Source organism: Micromonospora sp. C97 (genome assembly GCF_018070385.1).
Taxonomy (GTDB): domain Bacteria; phylum Actinomycetota; class Actinomycetes; order Mycobacteriales; family Micromonosporaceae; genus Micromonospora; species Micromonospora parva.
In genome coordinates this window covers 97,142-113,635 of sequence record NZ_JAGPXU010000019.1, presented here as the reverse complement: position 1 = coordinate 113,635, position 16,494 = coordinate 97,142, and the positions used below count along the sequence as shown (strand labels likewise).

Sequence of the window (16,494 nt, the reverse complement as noted above, 5' to 3'; positions counted from 1 at the left end):
GACCCCACCGCGGCGACCACCGAGCGGGCCGTCCCCGCCGCCACCGCGTCCGCCGGCAGCCCGAGCAACACCGGCAGCCCGAGCACCACCGGCAGCCCGAGCACCACCGGCCCAGCGCCGGCAGCCCCCTCGGCCGCTGGCAGCGCAGCGGCCGGACCGACACCACAGCCCGACGGACCGACAGCGCAGCCCAATGGACCGACGGTGCAGGCCGGCGGACCAACAGCGCACCCCAATACGCCGGCCGCGCAGGCAGGTGGACCGGCACCGCAGGCAGGCGGGCCCGGTGCAGACGGGCCCGCCGATGGGCCGGGGCGGCCGATCGCCGAGTCGCCGTGGGCGTATCCGCCGCAACGCCCGGCTGGAGCGGCACCCGCCCAGGACGAGGCCAGCGCGACGCCTCCGATTCCGCCCCCGCCTCCCGTCGTCCCGTACGTCGGTCCCGCGCAGGCGCACCCGGGGCAGCCGCCCGTCCCCGGGCAGACCGGCTCGGCGCAGATTCCGCCGCCGCCCGACGTGACGCAGTTCAGCTACCCGCCGCCCGGCCCTCCCGCGCCGCCGCCCGTCGCGTCACAGGCCGGGCCGGCGACCCCACCGCCGGGACCGTTCCCGCCCTCGCCGGGTTGGTACCCACCGCCCTGGCAGCAGGGTTCACCCGCCGGTACGCCGGGGCAGCCGTACCAGGAGGCCGACGGGGTGACCCGGGTGCCGGCACCGGGGTACCCGGACGCGACGGCGTACCCGGACGCGAGCTGGACACCGGAGGACACCGCCGCGCCGACCGCCGAGGACTTCGCCCGACGCCGCCAGGTCCGACCCGCCGACCCGGTGGCGACCATGGGTGTACGCGCGGTGGTCAACAAGATGGGCCTGCTCCGGCTCGCCCCGGGCCGGCACGAGCAGGAGCTCAAGCGGGACATCGAGATGGTGCGCCGCAACTTCGGCGGTCTGCGGCAGGTGACGGTCGTCAACCCGAAGGGTGGCGCGGGCAAGACGGTGGCGATCCTGCTGCTCGCGATGACGTTCGGTCAGAAGCGTGGCGGCTACGTGCTGGCCTGGGACAACAACGAGACCCAGGGCACCCTGGGGATGCGCGCCCAGCAGGACTTCCACTCCCGCACGGTGCGGGACATGCTGCGTGACCTCGGGCAGTTCCAGGGCGCGCACGGGCGGGTGGGTGACCTGTCGCAGTACGTGCGTTCCCAGGGCGAGGGGATGTTCGACGTACTGGCCTCGGACGAGTCGGCCACCGGTGGCGAGATGTTGACCGCCGCCGCGTTCGCCGAGATCCGTGAGGTGGTCAGCCGGTTCTACAAGTTGATCTTCGTGGACACCGGGAACAACGTCCGGGCGCAGAACTGGCAGGCGTCGATGGACGCCACGGACCAGTTGGTGGTCACGATGTCGGCTCGTAACGACTCCGCCGAGACGGCGGCCCGGATGCTCGACCACCTGGAGCAGAGCGGCCGGCAACGGCTGGTCCGGCAGGCCGTGACGGTGGTGTCGATGCCGCCGTCCCGCAAGGAGATCGACCTGCCGGCCATCCAGGAGCACTTCGCGGCCCGCACCCGGGCGGTGCTGCTGGCCCCGTACGAGCGACTCATCGACAGTGGCGAGCCGATCCGGTACGGCGGGCTCTCCTCGGCCACCCGGGACGCCTGGCTGAAGATCGCCGCCGCGGTCGCCGAAGGGCTGTGACCCGCCGACGGCCGGCCCGATGTCGGGCCGGCCGTCGGGGTGGGGTCAGTTGCTCGCGAGCGCGTCCGCCGCTTCCGGGTCGCAGTCACGCAGGAACTGGGCACAGCGGGCCGCCTCGTCGGCCTCGCCGATCTCGTCGGCCGCCCGGGACAGCACGTACAGGCAGCGGAGGAAACCCTGGTTGGGCTCGTGCGACCACGGCACCGGGCCGTGCCCCTTCCACCCACTGCGGCGCAGCTGGTCGAGGCCCCGGTGGTAGCCGGTGCGGGCGTACGCGTACGCCGTCACCACCTGGCCCTGCGTGAAGGCCCGCGCCGCCAGCTCCGCCCAGGCGGCGCTGTAGGTCGGGAAGCCGGCCGCCACGTCGGCGTACGCCTCATCGGTGCCGGCCTCGTTGGCGGCGGCCAGGGCGGCGTCGGCCTCGTCGTTCACGGGCAGGCGGGTGGCCGGTGGCTCTGGCAAAAGGTTCTGCATCGCCCCATTCAACCCGCTGGACAGGGCGACACGCGAGCGGGTCGGCCGACGTGTTCCGCTGAACGGCTGAGGAGTTGGTCACGCCTGCGGCCTATGCCGCCGCCTGGTGTTTTCCATTACAACTAATGGTCCGGAGCCTCCCCAGGAACCGGTTATGCAGGAGCCCGGTGGCCACGACCGCCGGGCTCCTGTCGGTTCCGCCCCCGGCCCGAGGTTTGACCTGCCCCGGCGGAGGGGCAGGATGGCCCGGTGCCGACCCCACCTCCCGCAGACGTCATCGAGCCACACCTGCACGCCGGCGAGATCCAGACCCGGGCCGAGTTCGACCAGCAGCTGACCACCGGTCGGCTGACCGGGCTGACCGTGCAGGGTCTGCGGCTCGACCTCGCGCCGGTGCCCGACCTGACCGGTGTCGACGTCACCGGCACCCTCTTCGTCGGTTGCCGGTTCGCGGCCCGGGACGTGGGCGCCGACCTGGTCCGGCGCGGCGCGAACGTGGTGCCGCCGTTCTCCGGGTTGCCGTACCCGACCCAGCCGACCCACCTCTACACCCCGGAGGAGCTGGCCGCCGGGTTCGCCGAGGGCGGGTTCACCGGGATGTACGACACCCGGGTGTACGACCACTACCGGGCGCACGGCGGCGCGCTGCCGGACGTCAGGGAGGCGCTGGGTCAGCGGCTGCACGACCACGGCGTGGACAACGCGCTGGCCGACGCCACCCGGGTCTGGTTGGCCGCGTACGGGCCGCAGTCGGTGGTGGGCATCATGGGTGGCCACGCGGTGCGGCGCGGCAGTCCCGCGTACCGGATGGCGGCCGTGCTGGGTTGGGAGCTGGCGCGGGCCGACCGGCTGGTGGTGACCGGTGGCGGCCCCGGGGTGATGGAGGCCGCGAACCTCGGCGCCTACCTGGCGGACCAGCCGGCGGCCGAGGTCACGGCGGCGATCGACCTGTTGGCCACCGCCCCGGACTTCACCGACCACCACCGGTACACGGCCACGGCGTTGACGGTCCGGCAACGGTACGCGGGGGTGCCCCGGCAGCGTGGCGCCGAGCTGGGCTGGGCGCGGGCGGGCGGGCTGGCCATTCCGACCTGGCTGTACGGGCACGAGCCGGCGAACCTGTTCGCGGGGCGGATCGCCAAGTACTTCTCGAACGCGATCCGGGAGGACACCATCCTGCGCCTCGCCCGGGGTGGCATCGTCTTCGCGCCGGGGCGGGCGGGCACCGTGCAGGAGGTGTTCCAGGCGGCCACCAAGACCTACTACGGCACCGACGGGGCCAGCGGGGCGTACATCTTCCTGGACCGCGACTACTGGACCCGGGAGTTGCCGGTGGAGGCGCTGCTGCGCCCGCTGCTGGCCGCGTCCCCGTTCGGTGACCTGTCGTCGACGATCCACCTGACCGATGACGTTCGCGAGGCCGTACGCCTGCTGACGACCTGACGACCTGACGACGACGGCCGGCCCCCGTGCGGGGAGCCGGCCGTGGGTGGGACGTCGTTACTTGGTCATCGTGGTGCCGGTGGAACGCAGGTGCTCGCACGCCTCGACGACCCGGGCGGCCAGGCCGGCCTCGGCGGCCTTGCCCCAGGCGCGCGGGTCGTACTGCTTCTTGTTGCCGACCTCGCCGTCGATCTTCAGCACGCCGTCGTAGTTGCGGAGCATGTGGTCCGCGACGGGGCGGGTGAAGGCGTACTGGGTGTCGGTGTCGATGTTCATCTTCACCACGCCGTAGTCCAGCGCCTCGCGGATCTCGCTCAGCAGGGAGCCCGAGCCGCCGTGGAAGACCAGGCTGAGCGGCTTGTCCTTGCCGTACTTGGCGCCGACGGCGTCCTGGATCTGCTTGAGGATCTCCGGACGGAGCTTGACGTTGCCCGGCTTGTAGACGCCGTGCACGTTGCCGAAGGTCAGCGCCGCCATGTAGCGGCCCTTCTCGCCGAGGCCGAGCGCCTCGACCATGGCCAAGCCGTCCTCGGTGGTGGTGTAGAGCTTGTCGTTGATGGCGTTCTCGACGCCGTCCTCCTCGCCACCGACGACGCCGACCTCGATCTCAAGGACGATCTTGGCCTTGGCAGCCTCGTCGAGCAGCTGGGCGGCGATCTCCAGGTTCTCCGCGACCGGCACGGCCGAGCCGTCCCACATGTGCGACTGGTAGAGCGGCTGCTCGCCGCGCTTCACCCGCTCCTGCGAGATGCCCATCAGCGGACGGACGAACCCGTCCAGCTTGTCCTTCGGGCAGTGGTCGGTGTGCAGGGCGATGTTGACCGAGTACTTCTTGGCCACCTCGTGCGCGTACGCGGCGAACGCGACGGCACCGGTGACCATGTCCTTGATCGAGGGGCCGGAGAGGTACTCGGCGCCACCGGTGGAGACCTGGATGATGCCGTCGCTCTCCGCGTCGGCGAAGCCCTTGAGCGCCGCGTTCAGCGTCTGGGAGGAGGTCACGTTGATCGCGGGGTACGCGTACCGGCCAGCCTTGGCGCGGTCCAGCATCTCCGCGTAAGCCTCGGGGGAAGCGATGGGCATGTGATGCGCTCCTTACTTACCACTCTCGGCCGTGCTGGCCGCTGTTCTTCATTTGTGCGCCGGACCGCGCTGTCCTCCGCCGGAAGTATCCCGTAGGTGAGGTGCGCCGGAACAACCGACCCGGGTGCTAGCCGTTCACCGGCGGCCCGGGTTGTCCGGCACGATGACGCTGATCAACCAGGTCACCACTGTCATCACGATGGCTCCCCAGAACGCCGCCCAGAATCCGTCCACCTGGAACGGCAGGTCCAGCCCGCGGGCGATCCGGTCGGTGAGCAGGAACAGCAACGCGTTGACCACCAGCGCGAACAGGCCCAGGGTCAGTAGGTAGAACACGCAGCCGACAACCCGGATCACCGGTTTGAGCACTGCGTTGATCACACCGAAGATCAGCGCCACCACGATCAGGGTGAGGGCGGTGTTGCCACCCGATCGGGCGTGCACGTCCACCCCGGGCACGATCAGCGTGGTTATCCACAACGCGACAGCGGTGATCGCCAGTCTGATGAGGAAGCCCACGGCACCATCCTGGCATCGGGTCACGTCGCCGAGGGCTGATTCGGCCTACTCCGCTTCCGGGCGGTACGCCCGCCCAGCCCGTACGGTGGGTGGGAACCGTGCCCCGAGACCCCCGGGAGGGACGATGGGTCAGCCCGATGAGGACTTCACCCCCGGCGACCACCTCGCAGCCGACGAACGCGACCCGGAGGCCGATCCGGCGGACGCGGTCGAGCAGGCCACCGTCGCCGGCCCCGCCGACACCGACGGTGAGCCGCACCGCGGCCTGGAGGTCGACGACTGGGACGCGATGGAGCAGGCCCGGGTGGTCACCGGGGACGAGGACGACTACCGCTGATCCCGCCACCGGGACGGCTGCCCGTTGCGCCAGAGGGTGCTCAACCGTTCGGGCCGTTCGACAAATATCGATCCCAAAGGGTTACCGGAGGAGCTGACGGCTCCCTAGGTTGGACGAGCGCCATAGGCATCCCCACGGGAGGACCCCCATGCTCAAGCACTGGCTCCGCTGGCTGACCGGGCTCGGCGCCGCCGGCGCGTTGGTCGCTGCCTCCGCCACGCCCGCCGTCGCCGCGGCCCCGATCGCGCCCTACTTCCAGGACACCACACTGGCCGTCGGTTCGGAGCCGGCCACCCGCGCCCTGCTCCTGTACGCCAACGAGCCGACGACCCTGTCCAAGGTCTCCGTCCGGTACGACTATCGCTCCCTGGCCAACAAGATCACCGTCGTCTCCGAGGAGGACGGCCAGCGGTGCACCGCCCCGGAGCCGGGCGTTCTCGTCTGCGAGGAGCCCTTCGACGTCGTCCTCTACGAGGAGCCGCCGCTCGGCAGCGGGATCTACCGCAACGGGCTCAAGCGGGTGCGCATCGGCCTCACCGAGGATGCGCAGCCCGGTGACTCCGGGGACGTCGTGGTCAGTTTCCAGGCGGCCGGCGGGCGCAGCGGCAGCTACACCTCGCGCGTCCGGGTCGGCGAGGGCGTCGACCTGGCCGGCGGGCCGTTCACCACCGCCTCGGCCAAGCCGGGTGGGAAGTTCTCGGTGCCGCTGGTCGTGGCCAACGCCGGCGACCGGACGGTCGAGGGGTTCGTCGCGGTCTTCGACCTCGCCTACTCGATCCGGACCACTGACCGGTTCAGCAACTGCCGCTACGCCGACGACCACCTGGTCTCCTGTCAGTTCGACGACGAGATCCCGGTGGGCACCGGGCTGGCCGCCACGCTGAACCTCGAACTCGCCAGGGACACCTATGCCCCCACCAACCAGTCCGGCTACGCCCAGTTCATGACGGTGGCCGACTTCGAGGACCTGACCAAGGTGCGGAAAGCAGTCGGCGCCCGGGCGGCCACCCCCGGCAGCGGCCCGAAGCTGACCCTGGCCAAGACGTCCGGCGCCACCCGGCAGGCCGACCAGACCGACGTCAACCCGGGCAACGACTACACCGGGTGGACCATCAAGGCCACCGGCACGAACGGCACCGACCTCGCGGCGATCGGGGCCGCGCTCAAGGGCACGGCCGGCACCGTCGTCACGGCCACCGTCGGCTTCCGGAACAACGGCCCGGCGACGCTCGACAATGTCAGCGAGGAGTACGAGGCCGCCACCCACACCGACGTCGAGCTGCCGCCGGGCACCTCCGCCGTCGAGGTTCCCAAGAACTGCTGGTTGCGGCAGGACAGCACCCGCACGTACCTGTGCGCGTCGGAGATGCTCCTGGTGGCCGGGAAGACCTACACCATGGCGTTCCGGCTGCGCATCGACAAGGTCATCCCCAACGCCCGGGGCACGGTACGGGTCAACGCGCCGTGCGAATGCCCCGCCGGTGGCGGCTTCAAGGCCGACATCAAACCGGCCAACGACAAGGCCACCATCGTGGTCAACGCGGCCCAGAGCGGCGGCGGTCAGGACGATGGCGATGGCGGCGGTGGCGGCGGCGGTTCGCTGCCCATCACCGGCGCCCCCACCAACCTGATCGCCGGCCTCGGCGTCCTGCTGCTCGTCACCGGTGCGGGCAGCTACCTGATCGCCCGCCGCCGGAACAGCCGCTTCGTCGCCTGACCCACCCCGCACGACCGGTGCCCCGCCGTCCCGTACCCGGCCGGCGGGGCACCGTCGCGAACGCCCCGTCCCCCGTCACCGAACGGGGTTGACCCGCTCCGGGTGCTGGGCCACCCACTGCGCCAACCGGTCCTCGGCCAGCGCGGCGAGAAACGCCTTGCCCAGCTTCGGGTCCAGCGGCAGCAGCGTACGGTCGTCCACCGGCTCGCCGACCGGGAGACTGAGCCCCACCGGTTCGACGCTGTCCAGCTCGGGTAGCACCGCCACCAGCCTGGTCAGCGGCAGGCCGTCGTCGTCGACCGCCAGACCCTTACCGGGGGCCGACAGCAGCCCGGCGAGCCGCACCGGGTTGCTCAGCACGTCCTTAGCGGACACCGCTCGGATCAGACCGGCGACATAGCGCTGGGCGTTACGGTCCCGGTCGAACGCGCCGTCGGGAAGGTCCCGCCGTTGCCGCAGCAGGTCGACCGAGGCAGCGCCGTCGAGCCGCTGACAGCCGGCCGGGAAGGTCCGACGGGTGTGCCAGGACTCGACCTCCTTCGGCAGGCAGACCTGCACCCCGTCGACCGCGTCGGTGATCCGGCGCAGCCCCGCGAAGGTCAGCACCGCGCCGGCGTCGACGCGTACCCCGGTCAGGTCGGCGACCACCCGGCGGGTCAGGTCGTAGCCGGCGTCCAGGTCGGGCCGGGGCTCGCCGGCACCGGTGAAGAACGCGCTGTTGAGCTTGTCGACCCCCCGGCCGGGGATCGACACCCCCAGGTCGCGCGGCAACGAGATGAGGTACGGCCGGCTCCGGTCGGCCGGGATGTGCACCAGCAGGACGGAGTCCGCCAACCGGTACGACGGTTGCTCACCGAAGCCGTCGACCCCGAGCAGCAGGACGTTCAGCGCCTCGGACGGCGTGCCAGCCGGTTGACCGGACAGCGACGGGCCGTCGACCGGCCGGTCGGGGCGCAGTTGCGGCACCCCGACTCCGAGCGCGGCGAGCAGGGCGAGCGTGACACCGGCGGCCTGGAACCGCTGCCGGCGGCGACGGCGGGTAGCGGCGAGCCGGTCGATCGACGCCCGCAGTGGGCCGGTCGACGGGGTCAACGGTTCGTGCCGAACGAACGCGGCACGCAGGTCATCCTCGATCATGGTCACGCCTCCACGTACTCGGCCCGGAGCGTCGCCAGGGCCCGGGAGATGGACGAACGAACGGTCCCGACGGCACAGCCGAGGATGTCGGCGATCTCCATGTCGGGCAGGTCCTCGTAGTAACGCAGCACCAGAGCGGCCCGCTGCCGGCGTGGCAGCCGAGACAGCCAGGACCAGATCTGATCCCGGTCCACGGCGGACTGGGCATGGTCGGTGAGCGCCGGCACCGACGCGTCGGGTTCCCCGCGCAGCAGCACCCGGCGAACCCACGAGCCGCGCCGCCAGTCGACGTACTGGTTGGTGAGCATCCGGCGTACGTACCGCTCCGGCGAGTCCGCGCGGGCGACCCGACGCCAGTTGAGCTGGACCCGGACCATGGTTTCCTGAACCAGGTCCTGGGCCTGGTGCGGGTCACCGGTCAGCATCACCGCATACCGCAGCAGCGGGGCCAGCCGCGTGTCCGCGAACTCCTCGTACGTCACTGCACCTCCCGGGGGCTCCTGTCACAGATGACGGGAGCGGACCGACCGAACATTGCGGTGACTCTGATCAACCTTTTGGCTCGTCTTAGGCAATGGGCGGCTCCACGGGGTGCAGTGAGCCTGAGCGATTCCTTAAGATCCGCAGGCTCCACCTGATCCCCCAACTGGAGGAACCCCCTCATGCTCACCCACTCCACCCGGCGTTGGCTCGCCGGGCTGGGCGTCGCAGGCGCGTTCGTCGCCGCCTCCGCCACCCCCGCCTTCGCCGCCCCTGCGGCCGAGTTCGACCTGTACTTCCAGGACGTCACCGTCGCCGCCGACTCTGCTGGCGTCGTCCGGTCTCCGTCCCTGTACAGCAGCGAGTCCACGGTGCTCAACGAGGTCTCGGTGCGTTACGACTACAGCAGCCTCGCCGGCAAGATCACGCTGGCGGGCGAGAGCGGCAACGACTGCGCCGCCGACGGCGATGGCGTACTTCTCTGCCGCGAACAGGTCCCGGTGACCATTGACGAGCTGTTCGGCGGCTTCTTCGGCGAGGTCGTCATCGCGCCGACCGACAAGGCGACGAACGGCGACACCGGCGAGCTGAAGATCAGCCTCAAGGCCGCCGGTAAGGACATCGCCAGCTACACCTCCCGGGTCCGGGTCGGCGAGGGCGTCGACCTGCAGGGCGGGCCGGACACCACGGTGACGGCGGCACCCGGCGGCAAGTTCCAGGCCCCGGTGACGGTGTTCAATGTCGGCACGACCGAGGTCGATGGTGTCGTGGCCATGTTCGACACCGACTACGGCATCCGGACCAAGGAGCGGTTCGACAACTGCCTCTACGCCGAGGACTTCCTCTTCGCCTGCATCTTCGATGAGAAGATCCCGGCCTCCGCTGGCGCGACGGCCACCTTCAACTACGAGCTGGCCACCGACACCTATGCGCCGGGTCGCGAAAACAGCTACGCCTGGTTCATGACCCCGGCCGACTTCGAGGACCTCCTCGCGATCCGCGACGAGGCCGGCGCGGAGAAGGCCCGCCGCGGCAACGGCAAGACGCTGTCGCTGAAGGCGGTCTCCGCCGCTCGCGCGGCCCGTGCCGTGCAGACCGACACCGAACCCAACAACAACTTCAGCGGGCTGGCTGTCGACGTCACCGGCAAGAACGGGGCCGACCTGGAAGCCGTCGGTGCCACGCTCAACGGCAAGAAGGGCGCCGAGCTGACCGCTGCCCTCGGTTTCCGCAACAACGGTCCGGCAACGCTGGACTACCTCCGCAGCGAGGCCAACGTGACGTACGTCGACGTGACGGTGCCGACCGGCACCACCGCCATCGCGGTGCCGATGGAGTGCGCGCCGCGGACCGGTAACGACGTTGAGTGGCCGGAGGCGGGCAGCCCCGGCGCCGGCGAGTACCGCTGCTACCCGGGCCCGTTCGCACCTGCGGGCGAGACGCTGACCGGTGAGTTCACGTTCCGGATCGACAAGGTGATCGCCAACGCCACCGGCACCGTCAAGGTCAACGTGCCGTGCGAGTGCGAGGGCGGCTTCTACGACGATCTGAAGCCGGCCAACGACGTCGCCAAGATCCTGGTGAACGCGGCCGGCGGCACGGGCGGTGGCGACGGTGACGGCGACGGCGACGGCGACGGCGACGGTGGTTCGCTGCCGATCACCGGCCAGTCCACCGGCCTGATCGCCGGCCTCGGCGCGCTGCTGCTCGCCGCGGGCGTCGGCGGCTACCTGGTGGCCAAGCGCCGCCGGACCCGCTTCGTCGCCTGATCCACCCCGCGGCACCGGTGCCCCGTCGACCACCACGTTCGGCGGGGCACCGTCGTTGCACCCCACGACGCCGGGACGCTGCCGCCCGCGCCGTACGGCGCGGGCGGGTGGTGAGGGGCCGGTCCGGCGCGGCCGGGGCCCCGGGCTTCGGTACCCTTTGTGGCCGTGGACACAGCTGAGAAGACCCGCGCTCTCGTGGAGAGCGTCGCCCTGAACCCGCTCGATCCCAAGGATCTGTTGCAGACCTTCGGACTGATCGGCGTGTGGGTGATCCTCTTCGCCGAGACCGGCCTGCTGGTGGGCTTCTTCTTCCCGGGTGACTCGCTGCTGTTCCTCGCCGGGGTCGCCTCGTCACCGGTCGCGGACGCGATCTTCGGCGACGGCACCCGCCTCTCCCTTGCCGGCCTGCTGATCGGTGGCCCGATCTGCGCGATCGTCGGCGCCCAGCTGGGGCACTGGCTCGGCGCGCGGTACGGCCGGCCGATGTTCGAACGGCCGAACTCGCGGCTCTTCAAGAAGGAGTACGTGGAGAAGGCCGAGTACTACTTCCAGAAGTTCGGCCCGGCTAAGGCGGTGGTGCTGGCGCGCTTCATTCCGATCGTCCGGACGTTCCTCAACCCGGTCGCGGGCGCGCTCGGCATGCCGGCCAAGAAGTTCCTGCTGTGGAACATCGTCGGCGCGGTGCTCTGGGTGGACGGCATCCTGCTGATCGGCTACCTGCTGGCCGAGCAGATCTACCAGGCCATCGGCGACAAGATCGACCACTACATCCTGCCGGTGGTCGCCCTGATCATCCTGATCTCGGTGCTGCCGATCTTCTTCGAGTTCCTTCGCGACCGGCGGGCTCGCAAGCGCGGCGAGGCGGTCGCGATGGTCGCGGCGGCCAGTGCCGCCGGAGCGGTGGAGGCGGCCCGCGAGGCGTTCGACCACGACCGGCACCCGCACGGCCAGCAGCGCCCGGAGCACGGTCAGGACCGCTGAGGGGTACGACGACGGCCGGCCCCCTGGCGAGGGGGTCGGCCGTCAGCGTGTCGAACCCGGCCTCCGGCGGTGCGACCGGGGACGAGCAGGTGTCAACCACCGGTGGCGCCACCCCTGGCTCGCCACCGGACGCCGCCCCGGCTCGGGGCGGCGTGTGATGCCTACGTCAGCGAGCCTTCTTGGTGGCTCGCTTACGCGGCGGGGTCAGCAGGTCGGCGATCGTCGCGATCGCACTCGGGACCAGGCTGTAGTACGCCCAGACACCGCGCTTCTCCCGCTGCAACAAGCCGGCCTCGGTGAGGATACGCAGGTGATGACTGACCGTCGGCTGAGAGAGGCCGAGCGGTGCGGTCAGGTCACAGACGCACGCCTCGCCCTCGGGGGCCGACTGGATCAGGCTGAGCAGCCGCAACCGAGCAGGGTCAGCAAGGGCCTTGAGGACCCCGGCCAGACGCTCGGCATCGGCACGTTCGATCGGCTCGCCGTTTAGCGGCGAGATCTGAGGCATAGTCATTTCGGCCAACGCAGTTCCCACGTATTCCATCCTTCCACCAGCAGCATCGATCCGCCTGCATATCAGCAGATCCGAATCGGCAGACTTTTACGCCACAAGGCCGAGGTCAGCCAACGTATAGGCCGCCCGGTACGGCAATCCGGCGGCTCGCACCGCGTCGCCGGCGCCTCGATCAACAATAACCACCACACCCACGACTTCCGCCCCGGCCTCGCGAAGCGCCTCGACAGCGGTCAAAACACTTCCGCCCGTCGTGGAGGTGTCCTCCACCGCCAACACGCGGCGGCCGGCCACCTCGGGCCCCTCGATCCGCCGCTGAAGACCGTGGGCCTTGCCCGCCTTGCGCACCACAAAGGCGTCCAGGGCCCGGCCGGTCGGAGCGGCGGCGTGCAGCATCGAGAGGGCGACCGGGTCCGCACCAAGGGTGAGGCCCCCGACCGCGTCGAACTCCCAGTCGGCGGTGAGGTCCAGCAACACCCGGCCGACCAGAGGAGCGGCCCGGTGATGGAGCGTGACGCGCCGCAGATCCACGTACCAGTCTGCCTCGCGCCCCGACGAGAGCACGACCCGGCCATGGACCACAGCCAGGTCGGTAATGAATTTACGCAGGTCGTCGTGGTCCCCCATGGCGATAGAGGTTACTGCGCAACTCTGAACGCCGTGTGCGGGGTCCACCCTGATCAGCCCCGGGGGGAACCGATGACTGGCGATGTTCGACTACGCTCAGCGACTGGTCTGACAGCGGCGCGCCAACGCCGTCCCGCCGCCGGCTCGGGGCCGACGGGCCTGTCGAAGCTCAGCGCTCGTCGCGACCGATCCGGCCGCGGGTGTCCCGGGCGACCGCCTGGAGCAGTCGGCGCGGCGCGTGTCGCATACCGGCGACGACCACCTTGTACTTCCACGCCGGGATGCTGACCATCTTGCCTTTGCGCAGGTCACGCAAGGCTTCGTCGACCACATCCTCGGCTCGCAGCCACAGCCACTCCGGCGTCTTGGACATGTTGATGCCGGCCCGCTGGTGGAATTCCGTGCGGGTGTAGCCGGGGCAGAGAGCCATCACCTGAACGCCGAACGGCCGCGTCGACTGGCCGACGGACTCGCTGAAGTTGGTCACCCACGCCTTGCTGGCCGAGTAGGTCGAGCCGGGCATGGCCGTACCGAAACCGGCGACCGAAGAGACATTTATCACTGCCCCATTTCGCCGTTCGGTCATCGGTCGAACCGCCGCGAGGGTCAACCGCATGACCGCGTGCACGTTGAGGCGCAACAGTCGTGCCTCGTCCTCGGCCGTGGAACGCAGGAACGGTTTGTTCAGGCTGATGCCCGCATTGTTGACCAGCAGGTGCACCGGGCTGCCCTCGGCGAGCCGCCGCTCCACCGTCGCACATCCGTCGTCGGTGGACAGATCGGCCGGGATCGTCTCCACCTCGCGGCCGTACGCGGAACCCAACTCGGTGGCCAGCTCACTCAACCGCGCCTCGTCTCGGGCAACCAGCACCAGGTGCCAGCCGTCGGCGGCCAGTCGCCGGGTGAACGCCGCGCCGATGCCGGCGGTGGCCCCGGTGATCAGGGCTCGCCGCTCGGCGGTGGTGGGGTCGAGCGTCACGTGGCGGTCCTCACCTGGGCGGGAACGGGGGCGCGGGCTGGTGCGGGGCGGGCGTGAACGTGGGCGGTGCGGTTGGCGTGGCCGAGCGGTGGCGGCCGAACCAGCTGTTCGTTGCGGGCAGCGCCAGCAGCGTAGCTACTACAAGGTAACCGAGCCCCTGTGCGACGGAAAGCCCGGCGTTGAGCGGAATCCACCAGGACGGGTACGCGTCGCCGATCAGGCCCAGCAACTCGGCGAGAGCCTGCTCGCCCGAGCCCAGCCGCAGTGGCGCGGCCCGTTCGCCGACGACCACCGCCACGCTGCAACAGCCGGCGAGCAGGCCGAGCCCGCTGACCACCCACGTCGCCACCCGCACGCCGTTGCGACCGGCCAGCAGCCCGAGGGCCAGGCCGGCGAGCAGCGGCGCGGAGAGCACCGCCACCACCGCCGACAGCACCATGGAGGCGCGGAGCAGGGTCACCACGTCGTCGATCTGCTCCGGGCTCGCCGACGTGTTGCCGGCGGCGGAACGGAACGCGTCGACCGTCGCGCCCAGCACCACCAGATCGACCACGGCGTACGCGAGCGCGGCGACCGCCATCACCAACAGCACGGACGCGGCCGACAGGACGGCGGCGGGCCGGCGGGCCGGTGGCGAATCCGGGTACGACACGACGAATCCCTCCGGTAGGCGTCGGGTTGCAACCTACTCGGAGGGATCGTCGGCGTCGTGCTTATCGAGCCGTCAGCTCGTCGACGGCGGGGTTGACCCGGGCCGGTCCGTGGGCGGCGTGTCGTCCGGCCGGTCCGTGGGCGGCGTCGCGTCCGGCCGGTCCGCTGCCGGCGGCGGGTAGCTCGGCTCCCCACTCGACGGATAGCCCGGCTCGCCGGAGGCCTGCGGGTAGCCGGGCTGACCCGGCGCCTGCGGGTAGCCCGGGTAGCTGGCACCCGGGGTCGGCGGCTCCCAGGCCGCGGTGGGCTTGCGGAAGAACTCGTTCGCCTTCGGCAGCGCCAGCAGGATCAGCGCGGTGAGCAGCGCGATCAGGCTGAGCACGCTGAGCAGGAGGCTGACCGGGGTGGCCCAGGAGGGCAGGGCCTCCTCCAGGCGGCGCTGGAGCTCCTCGGGGCTGGGCCCGTCGCCGCCGGTCCCGCCACCGGCGTTGAGACCGCCGGCCGCGTTGCTGAGCAGGCCACCGCCGACGCAGCAGACCATGATGCCGCCGACGATCCAGGTGGTGATCCGGGCGCCGTTGCGGCCCTGGTTGTTGAAGAGGGCCAGCACGCCCAACACGACCGCGAGCAGCAGCAGCACGACGCTGCCGCCGATGCCGATCACGGCGAAGACGTCGGCCACCTGGTCGGCGCCCTCGGCGGTGCTGTCCGCATACGCGTCACGAATCGCGTCCCGCGTCTTGCCGAAGGTGCTGAGCGTGATGATCAGGCTGATCACCTGGAGTGCCAGGAACAGGAAGAGCAGGTAACTGGAAATCGACACAATGGATGGCCGCTGACGGGCCGGTGTGCGCTGGGAATCGACCACGATTCTCCTTCCCTAAGATCGCGCCCACACCGTATCGACAACCGGCCAGTTCGGCATGTCGCGACGAGCCCGGCGCGCCCACCGGTCCAGCTCAGCGGAGCTCGGGTGTGGGGTGGATCGTCAGGTCGGCGGGCCCGAGCAGGTCACCGCGGGAAACCCGCCAGCCCTCTTCGCCGTACGCCTCGAAGGAGAGCCGCGCGGCGCCACCGGACTGGTAGTCGTGGTAGCGCATAGTGCCGGTCGACGGCAGCTCGGTCTCGCCCGTGGCGGTGTATCGCGCCTGCCCGGTCTCGGCCCAGGTGAAGCGCCGCCCGCCGAGTTCGATGGTCGGGGCGCCCGGCGTGACGGTGGCACTCGGTTCGGCGGTCCAGAACACCAGCTCGAGTTCGGGGCCGTCCTCCACGGAGAGCCGGTGGCGGGTGCCGGATCCGTCGTCGAGCAGGTGCTGCACCCAGCTCCAGTCACCCTCGACCAGGCGGATGGTGGCGCTCACCGCGTACTCCCGCTCGCGGATCCGCACGCGGTCCCCGGGGGTCAGGCGGAGCGGGCCACCGCGCGGCGACTGCGCCGGGCCGCCCGCTGACCGGACGGACGGCGGCAGGCCGCCGGGCCGGGTTGTCCGGCGGGCCCGCGCGACGAACAGGAGCACGGTCACCACGAGCACGGCAAGCGCCGCCGCCAGGTACGTCACCAGCGCGTTCACCCGACTACCTCCCCAGGTTCGTCGGCGCAGACGGTAACAACCTTCGGCACCAGCGGGACCCGTACCGTGACCGACAGCTCAGCTACCGACGGCACCGGTGCCGCCGCCTGCTGCGCATGGCTCAGGCGGCGGCGAGCCGCCGGCTGGCGTAGGTGCCCAGGGTTTCGCGGTCCATGACGCAGCCGACGAAGGTGGTGAACTCGCTCGGGTCGTCCCGCAGCGACGTCCACGCCGCTCGGGCCGCCGCCGGGTCGACACGCTCCAGCAGCGTGGCCGCGTACGCCCGGCCAGCGGGTGTGCCGTCGGCAAGCACCCGGTCGAGTTGGCGGCGGACCTCCTCGGGGTGGTCGTCGAGGGCCGCCGACACCCGCTCGTACGCCTCCGTCACCGGCAACAACGTGCCGGCGAGGCCAACTCCCCCGAAGGCGAGCGTGTCAGCCGCCGCCAACTCGTCGGCGGCCGCACCAAGGTCCCGCTCCCACTTCCTACCAATCCCAAACATGCCCCACCCCTT

17 protein-coding genes and 1 pseudogene are annotated in these 16,494 nt (G+C 71.1%); 6 read left to right on the top strand and 12 right to left on the bottom strand.

Annotated features, from left to right (window positions below; all coding sequences use genetic code 11):
• A pseudogene (locus KBX26_RS22800) lies at positions 1-1,698 on the top strand (chromosome partitioning protein); the annotation flags it as partial.
• A 45-nt stretch (positions 1,699-1,743) separates the two neighbouring features.
• Here the strand turns inward: KBX26_RS22800 and KBX26_RS22795 are convergent.
• A complete protein-coding gene (locus tag KBX26_RS22795) occupies positions 1,744-2,172 on the bottom strand; it encodes a DUF3151 domain-containing protein (RefSeq protein WP_030332142.1) in 429 nt (142 codons plus the stop codon).
• A gap of 249 nt (positions 2,173-2,421) precedes the next feature.
• Here KBX26_RS22795 and KBX26_RS22790 point away from each other — a divergent pair, with 249 nt between their 5' ends.
• Positions 2,422-3,615: an LOG family protein gene (locus KBX26_RS22790; protein WP_210866387.1), complete on the top strand. Its 1,194-nt coding sequence runs from the start codon at positions 2,422-2,424 to the stop codon at positions 3,613-3,615.
• Positions 3,616-3,672: 57 nt separating this feature from the next.
• On the opposite strand, the gene fbaA is transcribed toward KBX26_RS22790, so the two are convergent.
• Positions 3,673-4,698: a class II fructose-bisphosphate aldolase gene (gene fbaA / locus KBX26_RS22785; protein WP_030332138.1), complete on the bottom strand. Its 1,026-nt coding sequence runs from the start codon at positions 4,696-4,698 to the stop codon at positions 3,673-3,675.
• Positions 4,699-4,833: 135 nt separating this feature from the next.
• A complete protein-coding gene (locus tag KBX26_RS22780; RefSeq protein ID WP_210860147.1) occupies positions 4,834-5,217 on the bottom strand; it encodes a phage holin family protein in 384 nt (127 codons plus the stop codon).
• Between the two features lie 124 nt (positions 5,218-5,341).
• Between KBX26_RS22780 and KBX26_RS22775 the strand changes: the two genes are divergently transcribed.
• Both KBX26_RS22775 and KBX26_RS22770 read left to right on the top strand, forming a co-directional pair.
• Positions 5,342-5,554, top strand: coding sequence for a hypothetical protein (locus KBX26_RS22775; protein WP_030332135.1), 213 nt, complete (start codon positions 5,342-5,344; stop codon positions 5,552-5,554).
• 148 nt (positions 5,555-5,702) lie between these two features.
• Positions 5,703-7,271: an LPXTG cell wall anchor domain-containing protein gene (locus KBX26_RS22770; protein WP_210866386.1), complete on the top strand. Its 1,569-nt coding sequence runs from the start codon at positions 5,703-5,705 to the stop codon at positions 7,269-7,271.
• A 75-nt stretch (positions 7,272-7,346) separates the two neighbouring features.
• On the opposite strand, the gene KBX26_RS22765 is transcribed toward KBX26_RS22770, so the two are convergent.
• Together KBX26_RS22765 and KBX26_RS22760 are read right to left on the bottom strand one after the other, a co-directional pair.
• On the bottom strand, positions 7,347-8,408 hold the full coding sequence (locus tag KBX26_RS22765; RefSeq protein WP_210866385.1) for an LCP family protein: 1,062 nt from the start codon (positions 8,406-8,408) through the stop codon (positions 7,347-7,349).
• 2 nt (positions 8,409-8,410) lie between these two features.
• Positions 8,411-8,890 (bottom strand): SigE family RNA polymerase sigma factor, encoded by a 480-nt coding sequence (locus KBX26_RS22760; RefSeq protein WP_030332130.1) that lies wholly within the window; start codon positions 8,888-8,890, stop codon positions 8,411-8,413.
• Between the two features lie 180 nt (positions 8,891-9,070).
• Between KBX26_RS22760 and KBX26_RS22755 the strand changes: the two genes are divergently transcribed.
• Both KBX26_RS22755 and KBX26_RS22750 read left to right on the top strand, forming a co-directional pair.
• The gene (locus tag KBX26_RS22755; RefSeq protein WP_210866384.1) at positions 9,071-10,657 is read left to right on the top strand and encodes an LPXTG cell wall anchor domain-containing protein; all 1,587 of its coding nucleotides are present in this window, start codon (positions 9,071-9,073) and stop codon (positions 10,655-10,657) included.
• Between the two features lie 159 nt (positions 10,658-10,816).
• Positions 10,817-11,638, top strand: a complete 822-nt coding sequence (locus KBX26_RS22750; RefSeq protein ID WP_030332126.1) for a DedA family protein — start codon at positions 10,817-10,819, stop codon at positions 11,636-11,638.
• Positions 11,639-11,804: 166 nt separating this feature from the next.
• Here the strand turns inward: KBX26_RS22750 and KBX26_RS22745 are convergent, their stop codons facing one another.
• From KBX26_RS22745 to KBX26_RS22715, 7 genes are all read right to left on the bottom strand, one after another.
• The gene (locus tag KBX26_RS22745; protein ID WP_030332125.1) at positions 11,805-12,182 is read right to left on the bottom strand and encodes a helix-turn-helix transcriptional regulator; all 378 of its coding nucleotides are present in this window, start codon (positions 12,180-12,182) and stop codon (positions 11,805-11,807) included.
• Positions 12,183-12,239: 57 nt separating this feature from the next.
• Positions 12,240-12,779 (bottom strand): orotate phosphoribosyltransferase, encoded by a 540-nt coding sequence (pyrE, locus tag KBX26_RS22740; protein WP_112586136.1) that lies wholly within the window; start codon positions 12,777-12,779, stop codon positions 12,240-12,242.
• 169 nt (positions 12,780-12,948) lie between these two features.
• Positions 12,949-13,758, bottom strand: a complete 810-nt coding sequence (locus tag KBX26_RS22735) for an SDR family oxidoreductase (RefSeq protein ID WP_210860001.1) — start codon at positions 13,756-13,758, stop codon at positions 12,949-12,951.
• A gap of 10 nt (positions 13,759-13,768) precedes the next feature.
• A complete protein-coding gene (locus KBX26_RS22730) occupies positions 13,769-14,410 on the bottom strand; it encodes a hypothetical protein (RefSeq protein ID WP_030332119.1) in 642 nt (213 codons plus the stop codon).
• 72 nt (positions 14,411-14,482) lie between these two features.
• On the bottom strand, positions 14,483-15,277 hold the full coding sequence (locus KBX26_RS22725; protein ID WP_210859999.1) for a hypothetical protein: 795 nt from the start codon (positions 15,275-15,277) through the stop codon (positions 14,483-14,485).
• 91 nt (positions 15,278-15,368) lie between these two features.
• Complete coding sequence (locus KBX26_RS22720; protein WP_210866383.1) at positions 15,369-15,980, bottom strand: DUF4178 domain-containing protein; 612 nt, start codon at positions 15,978-15,980, stop codon at positions 15,369-15,371.
• Between the two features lie 121 nt (positions 15,981-16,101).
• Positions 16,102-16,482 (bottom strand): hypothetical protein, encoded by a 381-nt coding sequence (locus tag KBX26_RS22715; protein WP_030332106.1) that lies wholly within the window; start codon positions 16,480-16,482, stop codon positions 16,102-16,104.
• Between the last annotated feature and the right edge of the window lie 12 nt (positions 16,483-16,494).